Below are 16,988 nucleotides of genomic sequence, written 5' to 3' on the forward strand. Positions count from 1 at the left end.
GATCAGGCCCGGCGCGGGGAAGCGTGCCCGAGCGGCCTAAGGGAACGGTCTTGAAAACCGTCGTGGCAGCGATGTCACCGTGAGTTCGAATCTCACCGCTTCCGCTTGGTTCGCAGTAGAGCGGCCTCTGACCAGGTTCGATTGGTTGGAGGCCGCTCTAGGTGCTATGGCCTGCGAATCTCCGTGAGTCCCCGTGGTTTACCGGCCTATCGGGCACGCGTGGGGCACGTCAGCTACGGGGGGAGAGTCTGCCGTGTCAGACACTACGGACTGGCTAGCCGCTGCAGGTGGCATCGTTGGGGCCATCGGTGGTCCAGCGGGCCTATGGGCTGCTTGGCATCAGTATCGAGCTGAGCGTCGACGCCGTGTTGCCCCTCCACCTGAGGTTGTTCAGTCGTTGCTGTTGCTGGTCAACGTGGCCGAAGAGGCGAAAAAGCGGTACCGAGATGAGGCGTGGTGGGCTCAGTCTGGAGCGGTGGCGACAGCAACGAGTTTGCTCCGACTTCTTCCGATGCTCTCGGACGATCGGTTGGTGAGGGCCATCCAGACCGCCGAGATCTGGTGCGACTTGGCAAGCAGCGCCACTGCTGATGACAGCGACAGCCATACGCGAGCTGCTGAGACTGTGGCCAAGCAGAAGGAACGCGCGGAAGCCATGTATCGCTTCGCCACGGAAGCACTACAAAGAGCTCGAAAGCTGGCTTGACGCCATGCCTGGATCCGTTCCATGATCGCCGCCTTACGGTGGCTGTTCTCTTGATCGACTGCCTCGCGGGTAGAGGCCATCCCAAAACCCACCACTCACCCCAGCTTCCGTCCCGTCCGCCGTCGACCCACACACCGTGGAGCGGGCGTGGTTCAGGGCGTCAAGGTGGAGCGCGCCACTGTACGAACGACCTTGACGCCCTGGGCCGCGTCTGCTCGGCTCTGCCTGGGTCGATGGCGGTCGGGATGGAAGCTCCCTACGCACGCCACTACGGACCCGCAGCCTCGAACGGCGCCCTCTCCGCCCCGGTGCCGGCCGATCCCCCGCCGGAGGCTCGTTCTGACCGTGGCCGCTCATACGGTGCTCAACTCATGGCTTCCGGCCCTATCCACTGTGGGCGCGCGTCGGCGGCGGCAGCGCCGAGCGGGCCGAAGGCAGGAGCGCGGGCGCAGCCAGAGCCGGGAAGCGCGCCCGGCGGAGCGGAGCGCAGCCGGGGCTTGATGAGGTAGAGAAACCTGTAACAGCTTCAGCCCCGTGGGGCCACGTAGAGCACGGCGTCGATCTTCTGGCCGCTTCCGTAGTGATGCGGGGCTCGGCCGATCTCGCGCCAGCCAAGTCGTTCGTACAGGCGCATAGCGGCGGCATCCTTGGCCATCACGTCCAGAACAAGACGAAGCCCATGCTCACTGCCGTAGTCCATTGCGGCCTGCATGAGGCGCTCACCAACGGCGTGCTTCCTGGCTGCTTTCACCACGAACAACCTGGCCAGAACGGCGATTTGATCCACGCTGTCGTCGCTCTGATGCATCCATGCCGATACGGCGTCTTCCCCGCTCGGCCGCATGATCGCTACATGACCGACGATCTCTCCGCCGCCTTCCCCCACCCATGCGGCGATCACATCGGCAGAGCGCAGCCAAGCCTCAGGGTCATCTACGCCCTCAACCGGATACCCATCGGTGGTGTGCACGTCGATCAACGCTGATGCGGTGCTGGCCAGATCATCCTTCTGGAAGGGGCGGACGATCACGGTCTCCACGTGTGTCTCCTCGCTACTCGACTGGTAGTTCGTAGAGCAAGCCGGTTTGGTCGGCTCGGTGGACGTACCGGGAGACCTCGAAGGGAACGCCCTCCTGATCCAGGCTCGTATGCAGCACTTCCAGGACCGGAACGCCTGGCAAGAGTTCCAGGATCGCCGCCTCTTCAGGCGTGGGCATCCTCGCGCTGATCTCGTCGCGGACGCGAGTCATGACGTGCCCAAGTTCCTCTAGGCGACCGTAGATCCCGTCCTTCCCGGTCTTCGCCTGCATGAGCAGCGTGCCCTGTGCCTCGTCCCACCGGAGGTAGGTGGAGACGATCTGCACCGGGTCATCATCCGCGAAGTAGTGGTTCTCCCGGTGAACGACGCTCTCTTCGTCTGCGGGCACCTTCAAGCGTTCCGCGACGTCCGCTGGCGGCTTCTCGCGCGCGATGGACGGGACCTCGATCCTCGCCAACTTGCCCTGTCGCTTCGCCTCCAGACGGAAGGGCGTCAGCCCAGTCTCGCGGTTCTTGAGCGAATAGCGATCGCTGCCGAACCGAAAGAGCCTCTGCGGCTCCCGCACGAAGACACCGCTCCCGTGCTTCGCAGTGACAAGTCCCTGCTCAGCGAGTATCCGGATGGCCTCACGCGCCGTGTTTCGCGCCGCCCCGTACTTCTCCGCAAGCGCGCGCTCGGACGGCAACTTGTCACCGGGGCGAAGCTCCCCGGACTCGATCTCACGGCGGAGTTCTTCGGCGATGCGACGGCTGGGCGGCTGCGGAGTCGAGGGGCGGGCGGAGGTCATGTCGGCAGCATAGCAACTGGCTCAAGCCACCTTGTTGACCCTGACGCTCCCATGTGTTCAACTGGCTTAAGCCAGTAAGTGGCTCAAGCCAGTTGGTGCACCTTAGGTGTGCCACGACCAGGGAGTGACGAATGCCGTCCTTCAAGATCGACACTTCGACTGCTGTGGTGTTCGTGGCGACTGCGCCCGAACCGAAGGTGAAGAACTTCGCGACCGGTGAGCGGTCCGTGAACGCTGAGGGCAAGGCCATGTCGACCGTGGGTCTGCTGGTCTCGGACGAGGGGGAGGGCAACCTTCTGAAGGTCTCGGTTCCGGAGAACGGCTACCCGGAGGGTCTCGCGCCGGGGATGCCGGTTCAGGTCATCGGCCTGAAGGCGCGGGACTGGGAGAACGTGATCAAGGGTGAGAAGCGCTCGGGTATCGCGTTCAGCGCGGTCGCGGTCACCCCGCTGGGGGCCTGATCGTGTCCGACCTGACGATGTGGCTGGAGGTGACGGGCGCGATAGCGGGCGCTGGTGGTCTCGGCTACGCGAAGTACCGGGCACCGCGCGTGTACTGGTCGCTGGTGGGGCTGCCTGCCACGTGGGGCCGGTTCAGCTTCTCCTACCGCTCGACCATGGACGTGTGCGGTCTGACGGTCCAGCCGTCCGGCCTGCGGGCGTTCATGGCGCGCAATGTCGCCCGCCGTGAGGTGCAGCCGGTAGCCCCGAAGATCCGCCGCATGCGCGCCACCATGACCGGTCTGCGGGTCACGCTGCGCCTTCCGGCCGGCCTGGAGCCCGCCGACGTGATCGCCTCCACCGAGCGTCTCCGGCATGCCTGGGGTGTCCATGCGGTGCGGGTGGTCGTGACCAAGCCGGGGTTCGTCGAACTGCGGATGACCGGCTACGACGTGCTGCGCCGGGTGACCATGCGGCGCAAGGCGCTCCAGCCTCACGACATGTGCGTTCCGGTCGCGCTGCGGGACGACGGCACGGCGTTCGAGCGGGACTACCGCAAGGTGCCCATGGCCCTGACCCTGGGCGCGAACAACTCCGGCAAGTCCATGTATCAGCGCAACCTGATCAAGGGGCTGGCTCAACTGCCGGTCGCTTTGGTGGGGATGGACTGCAAGCGCGGGGTGGAACAGTCCGTGTTCGCGCCGCGCCTGTCGGCCCTGGCGACCAACCCCGACATCGCCGCCTCGCTCGCCGATGTGCTGGTTGCCGAGATGGAATCCCGCTTCGACCTGATCCAGCGGCACGGCGTCTCGGACATCTGGGAACTGTCGGAGGATCTGCGGCCGGCGCCGATCGTGGTCCTGGTCGACGAGATCGCCGAACTCTTCCTGATCTCCCGCAAAGAGGATGAGGACCGTCGTACGCGGATCGTCACAGCGCTGATCCGGCTGGCGCAGATGGCCCGTTCGGTCGGCATCTATCTGGAGGTGTGCGGGCAGCGGTTCGGCTCCGACCTGGGCAAGGGCGCCACCATGCTGCGCGCCCAGCTCACCGGCCGTGTCGTGCACCGGGTCAACGACAAGGAAACAGCCGAGATGGGCCTCAAAGACGTGGCTCCCACTGCGGTCCCGGTCGCCTGCGTCATCCCCGCCCACCGTGCCGGTACGGCCGTGGCCACGGAAGCGGACGGTGGCTGGTCGCTGATCCGCACTCCGCAGGTCTCCCGTGAGGAAGTCGCCGCCATCTGCCGGGACTTCGCGCACCTGGTGCCCGACCTGCCGTTCCTCGACGCCTTCCGCCCCGACGTCCCCGCACCGTCCGCCGACGCTCTGTCGCTGGTCAAGTAGGAGGCCCGGGATGGCTGCGACCAAGACCACCGCGCCCGCGCCGGCTGAACCGACGAAGTGCCCGGCCTGCCAGGGCTCCGGTGAGGTCTCCCGCACCGTTCGCGTCGGCCGCAAGCGCCGCGCTGTCGGCCAGCAAGCCGGAATCTGCCTGACCTGCCTCGGCTCCGGCGAAGCCACCGAATAGGTCCGCTCCTGGCCCAACTCCCCTGAAGGGAGGTGCAGATCATGAACCGTACGATCCGCCCCGACGCCGTTCTCGTACAGGCTGTCATCGCTGGCGCCCTGTCCTTCGCCCACCTGCACGACCTCGCTGACGCTGCTGGACAATCCGGCTGGAAAGCCTGGGCCTACCCGGTCTCGGTAGACCTGCTCCTCGTCGCCGCCTGGCGCAGGTTGCGTACCGCCCGTCGTGACCGGTCCGCCTGGACCTGGTTCACGATCGCCCTGTGCGCGTCGCTGGGTGCGAACATCGCGACCGCTGGGCTCCTCGACCTGCAACAGGTGCCGTCCTGGCTGCGCATTCTCGTGGCCGGCTGGCCTGCCCTGGCCTTCCTCGGCGGCACGCTCCTCGTCCACTCGCCCGCCGACTCGGCACCGGATCACGACGTCCCGCCGGGCCTCGCCCCGGTCGATCAGCCGGCCGTGCCGGAAGTCGAAGTCCACCGCACCGGTGAGCCCGCCCCGGACCCGGTACCGGAACTCGCCCCGGCACCCAAGCGGTTCCCGGCTGACGTGCCCATGGTTCCGGCCGCGCTGCTCGACCATGCCCGGAAGATCGCCGATGCCCACCAGGCGAGCACTGGTTCCCCGATGCCCGCCGCTGCCCTGTCGGCCCGTCTCCAACTGTCCGCGCCGATGTCGGACGCGATCACTAAGCAACTTCAACTCGCCTGATCTGAAAGGAAGTTCGCCCGTGACTGCCTATCGCCGCTTCCGCGACGTGATCCGTATCGGCCCCGTCCAGGTCGCCACCTACTACGACGGCCGTGGCCGCGACAAGCACACCGCCGCGTGCACCTCGCCCGGCTGCGGATTCTCCGGCGACTACACCGACCGCGCCGGCGCCGAACTCGCCGCCCGCACCCACCGTTGCAAGGCCTAGAAGGAGATCCGTCATGGACGTTCCGCTCTGGCTCGCCGTGATCGTCGTCGGCTACCTCGGGATCAAGCTCACCCGCCCGCCGATGTGGCTGGTCGTGCTGCTCCTGCTCGGGGGCTACCTCGTCTCCGACAGCATCCTCAGCCCCGCCCTCGACTCCCTCGTCAAGTAACCCGGCCCGAAAGGACACCATCGTGTTCACCCCGAAATACCCCCCGCAGGACACCGCCCCGGCCCCGGCTTTGTACGTCCCGACCGCCGGCGCCCCGGTACCCGCCCCTCAGGCCCCGGGCCCGGTCTCGAACCGGCCGACTGTTCAGCTCACCCCGGGCAGCGCGCTCGCCCTCGCGGCCGGTGGCGGTGCCGTGGTCCTCGTCGTCGGCGCGGTCCTGGTCTCGCTGCTGCTCGCGGTCGCCATCACCGGCCTGTCCATGGCCGTGGTCGCGGTCGTCCTGCGCTCGATGCTGAACGACTTCAACAACCACCGCTGAACGGCCCCCGGAGCGGCCTCGGTCGCCAAACTTCCGCCGCTCCGGGCGCCTACCCACCTTCCAGATCCAACGGACCCGAAAGGGCTCACTCATCATGCCCCAGCACGTCCCGAACACGCCCATCTGCCGCGACTGCGACGGCTTCGCCACCGCCGCCATCACCACCGGCACCCGTAACGCCAACGGCTCCCGCGTGACCGTCACGGTCGCCTGCCCGGCCTGCAACGGCACCGGCACCACCCGCCGCCCGGTCCGCACGCGGGAGGTCTCCCGTGTCTGACCTGACCCCGACCCCGGACCGTCCCGGCCTGCATGTGAGCAAGCCCTCTGCGTCCGCACCCGCTACGGGATCAGCGGTCTGCCACTGCGGGGCTACGGCCACCGCAACCGGTGACGCCCAGGTACGCGCCCTGGTCGAGGGCTACACCGCCAACCACGGACCCGCTCACCGACAGGGTCGGTGATCCCGTGACCGACACCGCCACCGCGGCGGGTCTCGACCCGGCCACCCTCGCCGATGTGCTGAGGGTGGCCGGGTCGTGGGGCTTCGACCGCTGGAACGAACAGATCCGCCGTACCGGAGGATGCTCCGACCCCATCCGCCTGACCGGCGGGACGAAGACGATCGACCCTGAGACCAAGACCGTCCTGCACTACTACAACACCGACGAAGAGCCGGGCGGCATGCTCCGCATCGCGTGCGGCAACCGTCGTGCCTCCCGCTGCCCGTCCTGCGCCTGGACCTACGCAGGCGACACCTACCACCTGATCAGGGCCGGACTGACCGGAGATCCCGCCAAGGGCACGCCTGAGACGGTGCGCGAACACCCCCGGGTCTTCGCCACCCTGACGGCTCCGAGCTTCGGCCCCGTCCACAACCGCCCCGGCGCCCGCCCCTGCCGCTGCGGTGCACGGCACGTCGAGGATGACCCCAAACTCGGCACTCCGCTCGATGCCGCCTCGTACGACTACGCGGAAGCGGTGCTGTGGAACAACCACGCATCCGACCTTTGGCGCTACTTCACGATCTACCTCCGCCGCGAGATCGCCAAAAGGGCCGGCCTCACCCAGAAAGACGCCCACGAACAGTCCCGCCTCGCCTTCGGCAAGGTCGCCGAATACCAGAAGCGGGGTGCCGTCCACTTCCACGCCGTGATCCGTTTCGACGGCCCCGAGGGACCCGACAGCCCGCCCCCGCACTGGGCCACCCTCGACCTACTCACCGACGCCATCCATGCCGCCGCCGCCCGTGTGGCGGTCGACGTACCCCCGGCCCGCTGTCAGCCGGACCCCGACCAACCGGCACGCACTGAGCCTGCGCGCACCCTGCGGTGGGGCACCCAACTCGACGTTCAGCCGATCGGCGCATTCGGCCACGGCGAAGAGATCACGGAACTCGCGGTCGCCTCCTACGTCGCCAAGTACGCGACCAAGGCAGCCGAGACAACCGGCACCGTCGACCGCCGGATCGGCAACAAAGAAGCCCTCGTCATCCTCGGCCTGCCCGACCACCCCCGCCGACTGATCGAAGCCTGCCTCGACCTCCACGCGCTCTACCCGGCTCGCAAGCTCCGCGACTGGGCCCACATGCTCGGCTTCCGCGGCCACTTCTCCACCAAGTCCCGCCGCTACTCCACCACCCTCGGCGCCCTCCGACAGGTCAGAGCCGACTACCGCGCCGCCCAACAACGCGCCGCCCTCGGCCTGCCCGACCCCGACGACCACCCGGAGACGACCACGCTCACCCTCGCCCACTGGACCTACGCCGGCCACGGATACACCCCCGGCGAATCCTGGCTCGCCGCCAACATCCGCCGGGACATCCAACTCAACCGCGAAACCGCACGCGAAGCCCTGCACGACCTTTCTGATCACGACGCTACGGGGGAGTGGTGACCATGGATCAACTGTTGACGGTGGCTGAGGCCGCCGTACGGCTGGGGACTTGGAAGGAGAGTGGTGAGCGCTTCCCGCGTCGCCTGATCGAGGAACGTCGGATCGCCTTCGTCAAGGTCGGCCGGCACGTCCGCATCCGGGAAAGCGTCGTGGACGAATACATCGAGGCCAACACCGTGCGCCCCGTGGTTCGTCGGCTTAGGGCGGTGGTCTGATGGCAGGGAAGCGCAAGTCTCGCCGTGGCTTCGGTCGGATTCGGAAGCTGCCCTCGGGACGGTTCCAAGCTCGCTATCCGGGGCCTGACGGCGTGCTTCGGCCTGCGGATCGGACGTTCGCCACCACCACGGACGCTGACCGATGGCTTGCAAAGAAGCGCATCGAGATCGAAGACGGCCGCTGGATCGACCCCGTCGAGGGTCAGACGACGGTTCGAGCATGGGCGGCTCGCTGGCTGGCTGCTGTATCGCCGCAGCTCAAGCACAAGACACAGGCCTCGTATCGATCGCTGATCAACTCGCAGATCAATCCGGCGCTCGGGGATCGTGAGCTGTCGAGTCTGCGGCCGATCACCGTGACTGAATGGGTCGCGCAGATGCGAACCAAGGGGCTCAGCTCGTCGCGCATCCGGCAGGCGTACCGAGTGCTGTCACAGGTCATGGCGTCGGCTGTCGACAACGACCTGATCGCGCAGACACCTTGCCGAGGTGTGCGTCTCCCCCGGATGCCTCAGACCGAGCCGCACATCCTGACGCCACTCGAAGCCTCGCGCCTCGTGCGGAATGCTGAAAAGCCCCATGACCTGCTGATCGCGCTCCTGGCCTTCGCCGGCCTGCGGATTGGTGAGGGATTCGCGCTTCGACGCAACGATGTCGACGTGACGGGCGGCACGGTGCTGGTCGACGAGAACCTTGCCGAGGCGAACGGCGCCCTGGTCTTCGACACTCCCAAGTCTCACCAGAAACGGCTACTGCGGGTGGCGCCGACCCTGGCGAAGAGGCTCGGGAAGCATCTGGAGACCTTGCCGGAAGGTGACGACGCCCTGTTGTTCACCACGTCTGCGGGCAAGCCCCTGCACTACAACCAGTGGCGCAAGGCCTACTTCGACCCCGCCGTGTCGGCGGCCGGCCTCACCGACGTGACCCCGCACGATCTCCGGGCCTCGCACGGGACCTGGGTAGCCGACAAGTACGGTGTCATGACGGCCGCTCACCGCCTCGGACACTCGAACGCGAGCGTGACCACTCGGCACTACGCCCGCCCGGTCGCCGGCCGCGATGACCAGGTGGCCGAAGCCTCGGATGCCTGGGTCAACGGGCACGATCATGACCGAGGGGCACGTAGCGGGCACGACGACGATGACGACGGCTTGGCGGGGGCACTCGTACCCGTCTGACCTGCGGCGGAGACCTCACCGCCCTTGATCGGCGAAAGGTCTTGAAAACCGTCGTGGCAGCGATGTCACCGTGAGTTCGAATCTCACCGCTTCCGCAGGTGAACGGCCTCTGACCTGGTGTTCAGGTTGGGGGCCGTTCCGTTTTGCAGCCCGCTCGGTGCGCGGCCAGGGCGCTGTCAGCTCTCCTGGCGCAGGCAGACGAACTCGTGGGCCGGGACGACCGGTTCGCCGGGTGTCGGGTCGATGGCGCCGATTCGGATGGCGACCGTCGCCACCGGGATCGGGGTGTTCGCTGCCCTCGGGCGCATCAGGCGCCAACGGTGATGGGGTGGAACCCGCTTCGCCGGCAGCTCGAACGGGGCCAGCTCGATCCAGCGGTCGTAGTTGGTCGGGTAGCAGCGCACCGGGGCGTGGCAATGGCGGCAGCTGCGGGGCTCGATCCAGTCCATGTTGTCCGGGTCGGGGTCCGGTTCCGGTGCTGCCGTGGCTCCCTCGCGCAGGGCGAGGTCGTTGGCCACCTTGTTCCAGCATCCGTCGCAGAGTTCGACCGACAGCGGCACGATCCGGCCGCGCTCACGAACGTCGGGCCCGTTCGCGGGGCACAGTAAGCACTCGGGTCGGTCGACATCGCGGTGAACCCCGGGAACCCCCATGTCGCGAGTGTGAGTGCCCGGTACACCGTTCAGACAGGGCGCCTTTTGGCCTTGTTTGACGAAGTCGTACCTCAGTAGGGCGATACGTGCGCATGCGTCACCTCATCCCCGACGCCCCGTCATCCGCTCCGCCGAAGCCACCGTCGCCCGTGCCTCCCGTTCCGTCAGTCCCGTCTGTACGGCCGCTTCGACCAAGGGGGCCAGCAGGGCGGGGCCGATGCCGTTCTCGTAGGCGCGGCAGGCCGCCCAGAAGAGGCGGGTGTTGCGCTGGCCCTCGTGGGCCGCGAGGACGAACTGGACCAGGCCCTGGCCGTGTTCGCCCGACGCGGGCACCGGCGTGGAGTGGGGTGTGCGGGGCGGCGGCGGGAGGAGGAGGCGCAGGAGGGACGGTGGGCAGGGTGCCGGGGTCAGGTGGGCTGTGCCGGGGGCGGTGCCGTAGACGCCGTGTTCGGTGCGGGAGCCGGGGCCGACGAGGTAGCCGCCGGCTCCTCTGATGTCGATACCGGGGGCGAGCCTGCTCGCCGAGTTGGGGACCGTGGCGTCCGGGGGGCCGGTCAGCCAGAGGTGGCGGCCACCGGACGGGGTCAGGACGACCACCGTCTCGGGGATCGTGAACAGGTGGCGCAGGGCCAGTTCGCGCAGGGCCGCGGAGGAGTCCGTGCCCGACTTGGTGTCCAGGTCGATGCCGATGAGGTGGTGCGGGGGCAGGCCGCAGGCGATGCCGTAGCCGGTGGCCCAGGGGGCGGCGGCGAAGAGTTCGCGGATGCGGGACGGGTCGGTCGTGGCGTCGTACACGCCGTGGCCCGCGCTTCCGCACTCGCCGTGGCAGGAAATCGGGGCCGGGTCGTCGCGGTGGGGGGAGCGGAGGGCCGGGAGCTTCGTCCGGGACAGGGGGATGACGGCCAGGCCGCGTTCGGCGGCTGACAGGGCGTGTGCGAGGGCCAGCGTTGTGGCCTGCCGGTCTGTGGTGGCCATACTTCTATGTTCGTACTGATGTTCGAAAAAGGGAAGGGTGTGGCTCCCTGTCCGGACCCTGTCGGAGGAATGGCCGGAAATGTGCGGGATCGCTTCGGCCCTTGTGCCGCTTGGTGTCTCGCGTGGTGACTTGGCGCGAATCGGTCCTGTTGTCCTGACCTGCGAATTCCATGATCCGAAGGGGGTTTATCGACTTGTCATCACGCTTCAGAGGGAATAAGCGGTTCCGGGGTGGTTCGCCGGGGATTCGGTGGGCAATTCTGATCTCGCGACGCAGTGCACAGCGGCGGGACAACACCGGGGCGGATGGCCAACTTCCCTGGTAGCAGGAGCAGTTCACGCATCACACGTACTTCGTACGGTCCGGCACTGGAGCCGGGGCGTACATGTTCTGGAGGAAAGACATGGCAAGCATCCGTACCGCTCGCGTTCTCGCCGCTGTTTCGGCTCTGCCCCTCGCCGCCGCGCTCTTCAGCGGTGTGGCCGCGGCGGACAACGGGGCCTTCGCGAACGACGGATCGAACGCGGCCGTCGCCGGCATCGTCGGCAGTGGCGTGGGCGGGAACAACAGCGGCAACTCGTCCACCTCGCAGCAGCAGGCGGTCGGCTCGGGCGCCTCGAACCAGAACAACACCGCGCAGGTCAACGGCTCGGCGTTCACGGCCGTCCACCAGTCCAACGCCGTCGTCAACTTCACCAACCTCTGGTGAGCCGTGGGCCGGTGGGGGTGTGGGTCCCCGACGGTCCTGAACTCCCTGGTGGGGAGCGCTTCATGGGGTGGTAGAGCGTCTGCGCGGCGGCACGTACTTCGGTACATCGTGTCGCCGCGCAGGCGTTTTCGGACCCTTGACACCCTCCCGTATCTGACGGACAGTCAGAAACCGTGAGTCACCTACCCGGACGTCCCCCCAGCCCTCCGTCAGGCGATCAACTCGCCCCGCTCCTCGCCGCGTTCGAAGGGCGCCCCGCCGTCGTCGGCGGTGTCGGCAAGGACCCCGTCAACGAGCCGATGATCCGCCACTGGTGCGAGGCGCTGGGCGACAGCAGTGCGGCGTACTCCGGGCCGGACGCCGTCGCGCCGCCCGCCATGCTCCAGGTGTGGACCATGGGCGGCCTCTCCGGGAATCCGGGCCGCTCGGCCGCGTACGAGGAACTGCTCGACCTCCTGGACGGCGCGGGCTGCACCTCGGTCGTCGCCACCGACTGCGAGCAGGAGTATCTGCGGCCCCTGCGGCCGGGGGACCTGGTCGCCTTCGACTCGGTCGTCGAGTCGGTCTCCGGGCCCAAGACCACCAAGCTGGGCACCGGGTACTTCGTCACGACCCGGACGGATGTACGAGTGGACGGTGAGCCGGTGGGCACCCATCGCTTCCGGATCCTCAAGTACGCGCCGGTCCGCGCCTACGCCCCCTCGCGCGCCCCCGAGTCGGCCGAGTCACCTGAGGGGCGGAAACCGGCGGCCACGCGCCCCCGGCCCGTCATCAACCGTGACAACGCCGGATTCTGGGACGGGGTCGACCGGCGCCGGCTCCTCATTCAGCGCTGTCTCGGCTGCCGTACCCTCCGTTTCCCCTGGCTACCGGGGTGCAACGCCTGCGGCCACGGTGAGTGGGACACCGTCGAGGCGTCCGGCGAGGGCACCGTCTTCTCGTACGTGGTCCTGCACCATCCACCGTTCCCGGCCTTCGACCCGCCCTACGCGGTCGGGCTGATCGAACTCGCGGAGGGCGTGCGGATCGTCAGCAACGTGGTGGGCGTGCCGTACGACAAGGTGCGGATCGGGATGCCGGTGCGGCTGGAGTTCGTACGGTACGAGGAGGGGCAGCCGGAGCTTCCGGTGTTCCGGGGCGACCTGCCGGCGGAGGTGGGCGGATGAGGGCCGGGGACGAGTTGCCGCCGCTGGAGATCGCGGTCACGCGCACGCTGATCGTCGCCGGGGCGATCGCGTCCCGCGACTTCCAGGACGTGCACCACGACGCCGAGTCGGCGCGGGCCAAGGGGTCCCCCGACATCTTCATGAACATCCTCACCACGAACGGCCTGGTGGGGCGGTACATCACCGACTGCTTCGGGCCCACCGCCGTCCTGCGCAAGGTCGCCATCCGCCTCGGCGCCCCCAACTACCCGGGCGACACCATGGTGTTGACCGGCCGGATCGAGGACGTCGACGGGGACACAGCCGTCGTACGCGTCCTCGGAGCGAACGGGATCGGCCGCCATGTGTCCGGCACGGTGACCGTCTCCCTACCTCCCTCGGCCTCGGAAGGCACCCAGTGACCCTGCACGCGCGCGACGACCTCGGCGGCCGTACGGCCATCGTCGGTATCGGGGCCACCGAGTTCTCCAAGGACTCGGGACGCAGCGAGCTGCGACTGGCCGTGGAGGCGGTGCGGGCCGCGCTCGACGACGCCGGGCTGACGCCCGCCGACGTGGACGGCATGGTCACGTTCACGATGGACACCAGCCCGGAGATCACCGTCGCGCAGGCCGCCGGGATCGGGGAGCTGTCCTTCTTCTCCCGGGTCCACTACGGCGGGGGCGCCGCCTGTGCGACCGTGCAGCAGGCCGCGCTCGCCGTCGCGGCCGGGGTGGCGGAGGTCGTCGTCTGCTACCGGGCCTTCAACGAACGGTCGGGCAGGCGCTTCGGGTCGGGGGTGCAGCGGCGGGAGCCGTCGGCCGAGGGGGTGGCGCTCGGCTGGTCGCTGCCGTTCGGGCTGCTCACACCCGCGTCCTGGGTGGCTATGGCGGCGCAGCGCTACCTGCACGCGTACGGACTGTCTCCGGAGGCGTTCGGGCAGGTCGCCGTCCGTGGCCGGAAGTACGCGGCGACCAATCCGGCCGCCTGGTTCCACGGCCGGCCCATCACCCTCGCCGACCACGCCGCCTCGCGCTGGATCGCCGAGCCGCTGCGGCTGCTGGACTGCTGCCAGGAGACGGACGGCGGCCAGGCTGTCGTCGTCACCTCCGTCGAACGGGCGCGCGAACTGCGGCGCCGGCCCGTCGTCGTCGCGGCGGCGGCCCAGGGCGCGGGGCGCGCGCAGGAGCAGATGACCAGCTTCTACCGCGACGACCTCACCGGGCTCCCCGAGATGGGCGTGGTGGCGCGCCAGCTGTGGCGGACCGCCGGGGTGGGCCCGGCCGACATCGACGTCGCCATCATCTACGACCACTTCACGCCGTTCGTGCTGATGCAGCTGGAGGAGTTCGGCTTCTGCGCGCCGGGCGAGGCGGCGGATTTCGTCGCGGCCGAGGGGCTGCCCCTGAACACGCACGGGGGTCAACTCGGGGAGGCGTACCTGCACGGTATGAACGGCATCGCGGAGGCGGTACGACAGCTCCGCGGGACCTCCGTGAACCAGGTGCCGGGCGCGGAAAGAGCGCTGGTCACGGCGGGTACCGGGGTTCCGACCTCGGGGCTGGTGCTGGCGACCGCCGGATGAGCGCGACCGTCCGGTCCGCCGCCGGGGCCGGGGCCGGGCCTCCTGCCGGACTCCTACTGGAGGAGCAGCCTCCGTAATACCGTCGTACCACCCCTCAGGGGTGAACCCTCATAGCCCCGTACCCGGCCTCCACCTTCAGGAGGTGGAGACAGCCCCCCTCCTACAACCTGAGGCGGACGCGGCTTCGGGACCTGCGGCCGATCCGCCCGAGTAGGGGGCGAACCTAGCGTAGAGCCATGACCACACTCGTCTGCACCAGCGCTTCGAACGCGGCTACGCCGGCGACGCAGACCATGTCGTTCGCGTCGTACACCTCGTACCCGTCGTTCTCGTCGTACGTGAAGGCCCGCCGCCCGGTGCTGCTGCGCACCGCCCGGTCGCTCACGGCGAACCCGAGCGACGCGGAGGACCTGCTGCAGACCGCGCTCACCAAGACGTACGTCGCGTGGGAGCGCATCGAGGACCACCGCGCGCTGGACGGCTATGTCCGCCGGGCGCTGCTGAACACGCGGACGTCGCAGTGGCGGAAGCGGAAGGTCGACGAGTTCGTCTGCGACGAGCTGCCCGAGCCCGAGGGGACGCCGGTCGGCGATCCGGCCGACCACCAGGTGCTCCACGACGCGATGTGGCGCGCGATCATGAAACTGCCGGCGCGTCAGCGCGCGATGGTGGTCCTGCGGTACTACGAGGATCTGAGCGAGGTCCAGACGGCCGAGGTGCTCGGGGTTTCCGTCGGCACGGTCAAGTCGGCCGTCTCACGGGCGCTGGGCAAGCTGCGCGAGGACCCCGAGCTGGTTCTCGCCCGTTAGTTCCGCTTCAGTTCCGCCCGTTGGTTCCCGAGTGGGAACCTCTGGTGATCGCCGGTAGTTCCCGAGGCAGGACGTGATCTGATCGATCACTCTCTCCTAGTGACGTACCGCTCGGTATGTGCGCAGAATCAGCACAACCTTTACCACCGAGTAGGCAATGAAGCCCCGGGAGGACGCCGTGCTGAGCACCATGCAGGACGTACCGCTGCTGATCTCAAGGATCCTGACCCATGGGTCGACGATCCACGGCGACTCGCAGGTCATCTCCTGGACCGGCGAGGCCGAGCCGCGACGCCGCTCCTTCGCCGAGATCGGGGCCCGCACGGCACAGCTCGCACACGCCCTGCGCGACGACCTCGGAGTCACCGGCGACGACCGTGTGGCCACCCTCATGTGGAACCACCCCGAGCATGTCGAGGCCTACTTCGCGATCCCCTCCATGGGCGCGATCCTGCACACCCTCAACCTGCGACTGCCCCCTGAGCAGTTGGCCTGGATCGTCAACCACGCCGCCGACAAGGTGGTCATCGCGGACGGCTCCCTGCTGCCGCTGCTCGCCCCGCTGCTCCCGCACCTCAAGACGGTCGAGCACGTCGTGGTCTCGGGCCCCGGTGACCGTTCCGCCCTCGCCGGGTCCCACGCGCGCGTGCACGAGTACGAGGACCTCATCGCCGGGAAGCCGACCGCCTACGACTGGCCCGAGCTGGACGAACGTACGGCCGCGGCCATGTGCTACACCTCCGGGACGACCGGCGATCCCAAGGGCGTGGTGTACAGCCACCGCTCCATCTACCTGCACTCCATGCAGGTCAACATGGCGCAGTCCATGGGTCTGACCGACCAGGACACCTCCCTCATCGTGGTCCCCCAGTTCCACGTCAACGCCTGGGGACTGCCCCACGCGACCTTCATGACCGGCGTCAACATGCTGATGCCGGACCGGTTCCTGCAGCCCGCCCCGCTCGCCGAGATGATCGAGAAGATCCGGCCGACGCACGCCGCCGCGGTCCCCACCATCTGGCAGGGCCTCCTTCTGGAGCTCACCGCGAACCCCCGGGATGTCTCGTCCCTCACCCAGGTCACCATCGGCGGCGCCGCCTGCCCGCCCTCGCTCATGGCCGCCTTCGACAAGCTGGGCATGCGCGTCTGCCACGCCTGGGGCATGACGGAGACCTCCCCGCTCGGCACGATCGCCCGGCCGCCCGCCCGTGTGGTGGGTACGGACGAGGAGTTCGCGTACCGCCTCACGCAGGGCCGCTTCCCGACGAGCGTCGAGGCCCGGCTGAGCGGCCCCGGTGGCGAACGGCTCCCCTGGGACGGCGAATCGGCCGGCGAGCTGGAGGTACGCGGCCCGTGGATCGCGGGCTCCTACTACAACGGCCCCGACGGCGAACCCCTGCGCCCCGCCGACAAGTTCAGCGAGGACGGCTGGCTCAAGACGGGCGACGTGGGCACCATCAGCCCCGACGGCTTCCTGACGCTCACCGACCGCGCCAAGGACGTCATCAAGTCCGGCGGCGAGTGGATCTCGTCCGTCGACCTGGAGAACGCCCTCATGGCCCACCCTGACGTCATGGAGGCGGCTGTCGTGGCCGTCCCCGACGACAAGTGGGGCGAGCGCCCGCTGGCCACCGTCGTGCTGTCGGAGGGTTCCACCGCCGACTTCGCGTCACTGCGCGCCTTCCTCGCCGACGAGGGCAAGATCGCCAAGTGGCAGCTCCCGGAGCGCTGGACGATCATCGGGTCGGTCCCGAAGACGAGCGTCGGCAAGTTCGACAAGAAGGTCCTCCGCAAGCAGTACGCGGAGGGTGAGCTGGACGTCACCAAGCTCTGACGCCCGCCCGTCGGCCTCGACCGGGGCCGGACGGCGTACGGGGGTTGGGCAGTGTTTCACGTGAAACACTGCCCAACCCC

The 16,988-nt window shown here is 68.6% G+C and carries 23 protein-coding genes and 1 tRNA gene; 20 read left to right on the forward strand and 4 right to left on the reverse strand.

From position 1 onward, the window contains the following. Window positions 1-17: 17 nt before the first annotated feature. Together PV734_RS11820 and PV734_RS11825 are read left to right on the forward strand one after the other, a co-directional pair. Window positions 18-104 (forward strand) — tRNA-Ser (locus PV734_RS11820). Window positions 105-397: 293 nt separating this feature from the next. Next, entirely contained in the window at window positions 398-706 is a 309-nt protein-coding gene (locus PV734_RS11825) for a hypothetical protein (RefSeq protein ID WP_319289416.1), read from the forward strand. Window positions 707-1,232: 526 nt separating this feature from the next. Here PV734_RS11825 and PV734_RS11830 read toward each other — a convergent pair. After that, the gene (locus PV734_RS11830) at window positions 1,233-1,745 is read right to left on the reverse strand and encodes a GNAT family N-acetyltransferase (RefSeq protein WP_319289417.1); all 513 of its coding nucleotides are present in this window, start codon (window positions 1,743-1,745) and stop codon (window positions 1,233-1,235) included. Window positions 1,746-1,758: 13 nt separating this feature from the next. Then, window positions 1,759-2,532: a GntR family transcriptional regulator gene (locus PV734_RS11835; protein WP_319289418.1), complete on the reverse strand. Its 774-nt coding sequence runs from the start codon at window positions 2,530-2,532 to the stop codon at window positions 1,759-1,761. 131 nt (window positions 2,533-2,663) lie between these two features. On the opposite strand from PV734_RS11835, the gene PV734_RS11840 reads away from it, so the two are divergent. The 12 genes from PV734_RS11840 (at window position 2,664) to PV734_RS11895 (ending at window position 9,197) form a co-directional block, all read left to right on the forward strand. After that, the gene (locus PV734_RS11840; protein WP_319289419.1) at window positions 2,664-2,993 is read left to right on the forward strand and encodes a hypothetical protein; all 330 of its coding nucleotides are present in this window, start codon (window positions 2,664-2,666) and stop codon (window positions 2,991-2,993) included. 2 nt (window positions 2,994-2,995) lie between these two features. Beyond that, window positions 2,996-4,318 carry an FtsK/SpoIIIE domain-containing protein gene (locus PV734_RS11845; protein WP_319289420.1) on the forward strand — a complete coding sequence of 441 codons (1,323 nt, stop codon included), beginning with the start codon at window positions 2,996-2,998 and terminating at the stop codon, window positions 4,316-4,318. Window positions 4,319-4,328: 10 nt separating this feature from the next. After that, window positions 4,329-4,502: a hypothetical protein gene (locus PV734_RS11850; RefSeq protein WP_319289421.1), complete on the forward strand. Its 174-nt coding sequence runs from the start codon at window positions 4,329-4,331 to the stop codon at window positions 4,500-4,502. A gap of 41 nt (window positions 4,503-4,543) precedes the next feature. After that, window positions 4,544-5,212, forward strand: coding sequence for a DUF2637 domain-containing protein (locus PV734_RS11855; protein ID WP_319289422.1), 669 nt, complete (start codon window positions 4,544-4,546; stop codon window positions 5,210-5,212). A gap of 19 nt (window positions 5,213-5,231) precedes the next feature. After that, window positions 5,232-5,420: a mobile element transfer protein gene (locus tag PV734_RS11860; RefSeq protein ID WP_319289423.1), complete on the forward strand. Its 189-nt coding sequence runs from the start codon at window positions 5,232-5,234 to the stop codon at window positions 5,418-5,420. A gap of 13 nt (window positions 5,421-5,433) precedes the next feature. Next, complete coding sequence (locus PV734_RS11865; RefSeq protein ID WP_319289424.1) at window positions 5,434-5,589, forward strand: hypothetical protein; 156 nt, start codon at window positions 5,434-5,436, stop codon at window positions 5,587-5,589. 22 nt (window positions 5,590-5,611) lie between these two features. After that, entirely contained in the window at window positions 5,612-5,908 is a 297-nt protein-coding gene (locus tag PV734_RS11870; protein ID WP_319289425.1) for a SpdD protein, read from the forward strand. A 94-nt stretch (window positions 5,909-6,002) separates the two neighbouring features. Next, entirely contained in the window at window positions 6,003-6,188 is a 186-nt protein-coding gene (locus tag PV734_RS11875; protein ID WP_319289426.1) for a hypothetical protein, read from the forward strand. Further along, window positions 6,181-6,372 carry a hypothetical protein gene (locus tag PV734_RS11880; protein WP_319289427.1) on the forward strand — a complete coding sequence of 64 codons (192 nt, stop codon included), beginning with the start codon at window positions 6,181-6,183 and terminating at the stop codon, window positions 6,370-6,372. The genes PV734_RS11875 and PV734_RS11880 overlap by 8 nt, the downstream gene beginning before the upstream one ends. Before the next feature lie 4 nt (window positions 6,373-6,376). Continuing rightward, window positions 6,377-7,804 carry a replication initiator protein RepSA gene (gene repSA / locus PV734_RS11885; protein WP_319289428.1) on the forward strand — a complete coding sequence of 476 codons (1,428 nt, stop codon included), beginning with the start codon at window positions 6,377-6,379 and terminating at the stop codon, window positions 7,802-7,804. A 2-nt stretch (window positions 7,805-7,806) separates the two neighbouring features. After that, window positions 7,807-8,019, forward strand: coding sequence for an excisionase family DNA-binding protein (locus tag PV734_RS11890; RefSeq protein ID WP_319289429.1), 213 nt, complete (start codon window positions 7,807-7,809; stop codon window positions 8,017-8,019). Then, window positions 8,019-9,197, forward strand: coding sequence for a tyrosine-type recombinase/integrase (locus PV734_RS11895; RefSeq protein WP_319289430.1), 1,179 nt, complete (start codon window positions 8,019-8,021; stop codon window positions 9,195-9,197). Before PV734_RS11890 ends, PV734_RS11895 begins: the two co-directional genes overlap by 1 nt. A gap of 176 nt (window positions 9,198-9,373) precedes the next feature. On the opposite strand, the gene PV734_RS11900 is transcribed toward PV734_RS11895, so the two are convergent. Together PV734_RS11900 and PV734_RS11905 are read right to left on the reverse strand one after the other, a co-directional pair. Then, a complete protein-coding gene (locus PV734_RS11900) occupies window positions 9,374-9,850 on the reverse strand; it encodes a DUF6083 domain-containing protein (RefSeq protein WP_319096580.1) in 477 nt (158 codons plus the stop codon). A gap of 102 nt (window positions 9,851-9,952) precedes the next feature. After that, complete coding sequence (locus PV734_RS11905; protein WP_319096579.1) at window positions 9,953-10,825, reverse strand: bifunctional DNA primase/polymerase; 873 nt, start codon at window positions 10,823-10,825, stop codon at window positions 9,953-9,955. Between the two features lie 404 nt (window positions 10,826-11,229). Here PV734_RS11905 and PV734_RS11910 point away from each other — a divergent pair, with 404 nt between their 5' ends. The 6 genes from PV734_RS11910 to PV734_RS11935 all read left to right on the forward strand — a co-directional run bounded on the left by PV734_RS11910 (window position 11,230) and on the right by PV734_RS11935 (window position 16,908). Beyond that, entirely contained in the window at window positions 11,230-11,535 is a 306-nt protein-coding gene (locus PV734_RS11910; protein WP_319096578.1) for a hypothetical protein, read from the forward strand. Window positions 11,536-11,708: 173 nt separating this feature from the next. Next, window positions 11,709-12,701: a bifunctional MaoC family dehydratase N-terminal/OB-fold nucleic acid binding domain-containing protein gene (locus PV734_RS11915; protein ID WP_319289431.1), complete on the forward strand. Its 993-nt coding sequence runs from the start codon at window positions 11,709-11,711 to the stop codon at window positions 12,699-12,701. Beyond that, window positions 12,698-13,102, forward strand: a complete 405-nt coding sequence (locus PV734_RS11920) for a MaoC family dehydratase (protein ID WP_319096575.1) — start codon at window positions 12,698-12,700, stop codon at window positions 13,100-13,102. The genes PV734_RS11915 and PV734_RS11920 overlap by 4 nt, the downstream gene beginning before the upstream one ends. Continuing rightward, window positions 13,099-14,265 (forward strand): lipid-transfer protein, encoded by a 1,167-nt coding sequence (locus tag PV734_RS11925; RefSeq protein WP_319096574.1) that lies wholly within the window; start codon window positions 13,099-13,101, stop codon window positions 14,263-14,265. Before PV734_RS11920 ends, PV734_RS11925 begins: the two co-directional genes overlap by 4 nt. 236 nt (window positions 14,266-14,501) lie before the next feature. Further along, the gene (locus PV734_RS11930) at window positions 14,502-15,074 is read left to right on the forward strand and encodes a SigE family RNA polymerase sigma factor (RefSeq protein WP_319289432.1); all 573 of its coding nucleotides are present in this window, start codon (window positions 14,502-14,504) and stop codon (window positions 15,072-15,074) included. 157 nt (window positions 15,075-15,231) lie between these two features. Beyond that, the gene (locus tag PV734_RS11935) at window positions 15,232-16,908 is read left to right on the forward strand and encodes a long-chain fatty acid--CoA ligase (protein ID WP_319096571.1); all 1,677 of its coding nucleotides are present in this window, start codon (window positions 15,232-15,234) and stop codon (window positions 16,906-16,908) included. The last annotated feature ends 80 nt before the right edge of the window (window positions 16,909-16,988 follow it).

Source organism: Streptomyces sp. AK08-02 (genome assembly GCF_033795085.1).
Classification (GTDB): Bacteria; Actinomycetota; Actinomycetes; order Streptomycetales; family Streptomycetaceae; genus Streptomyces; species Streptomyces echiniscabiei.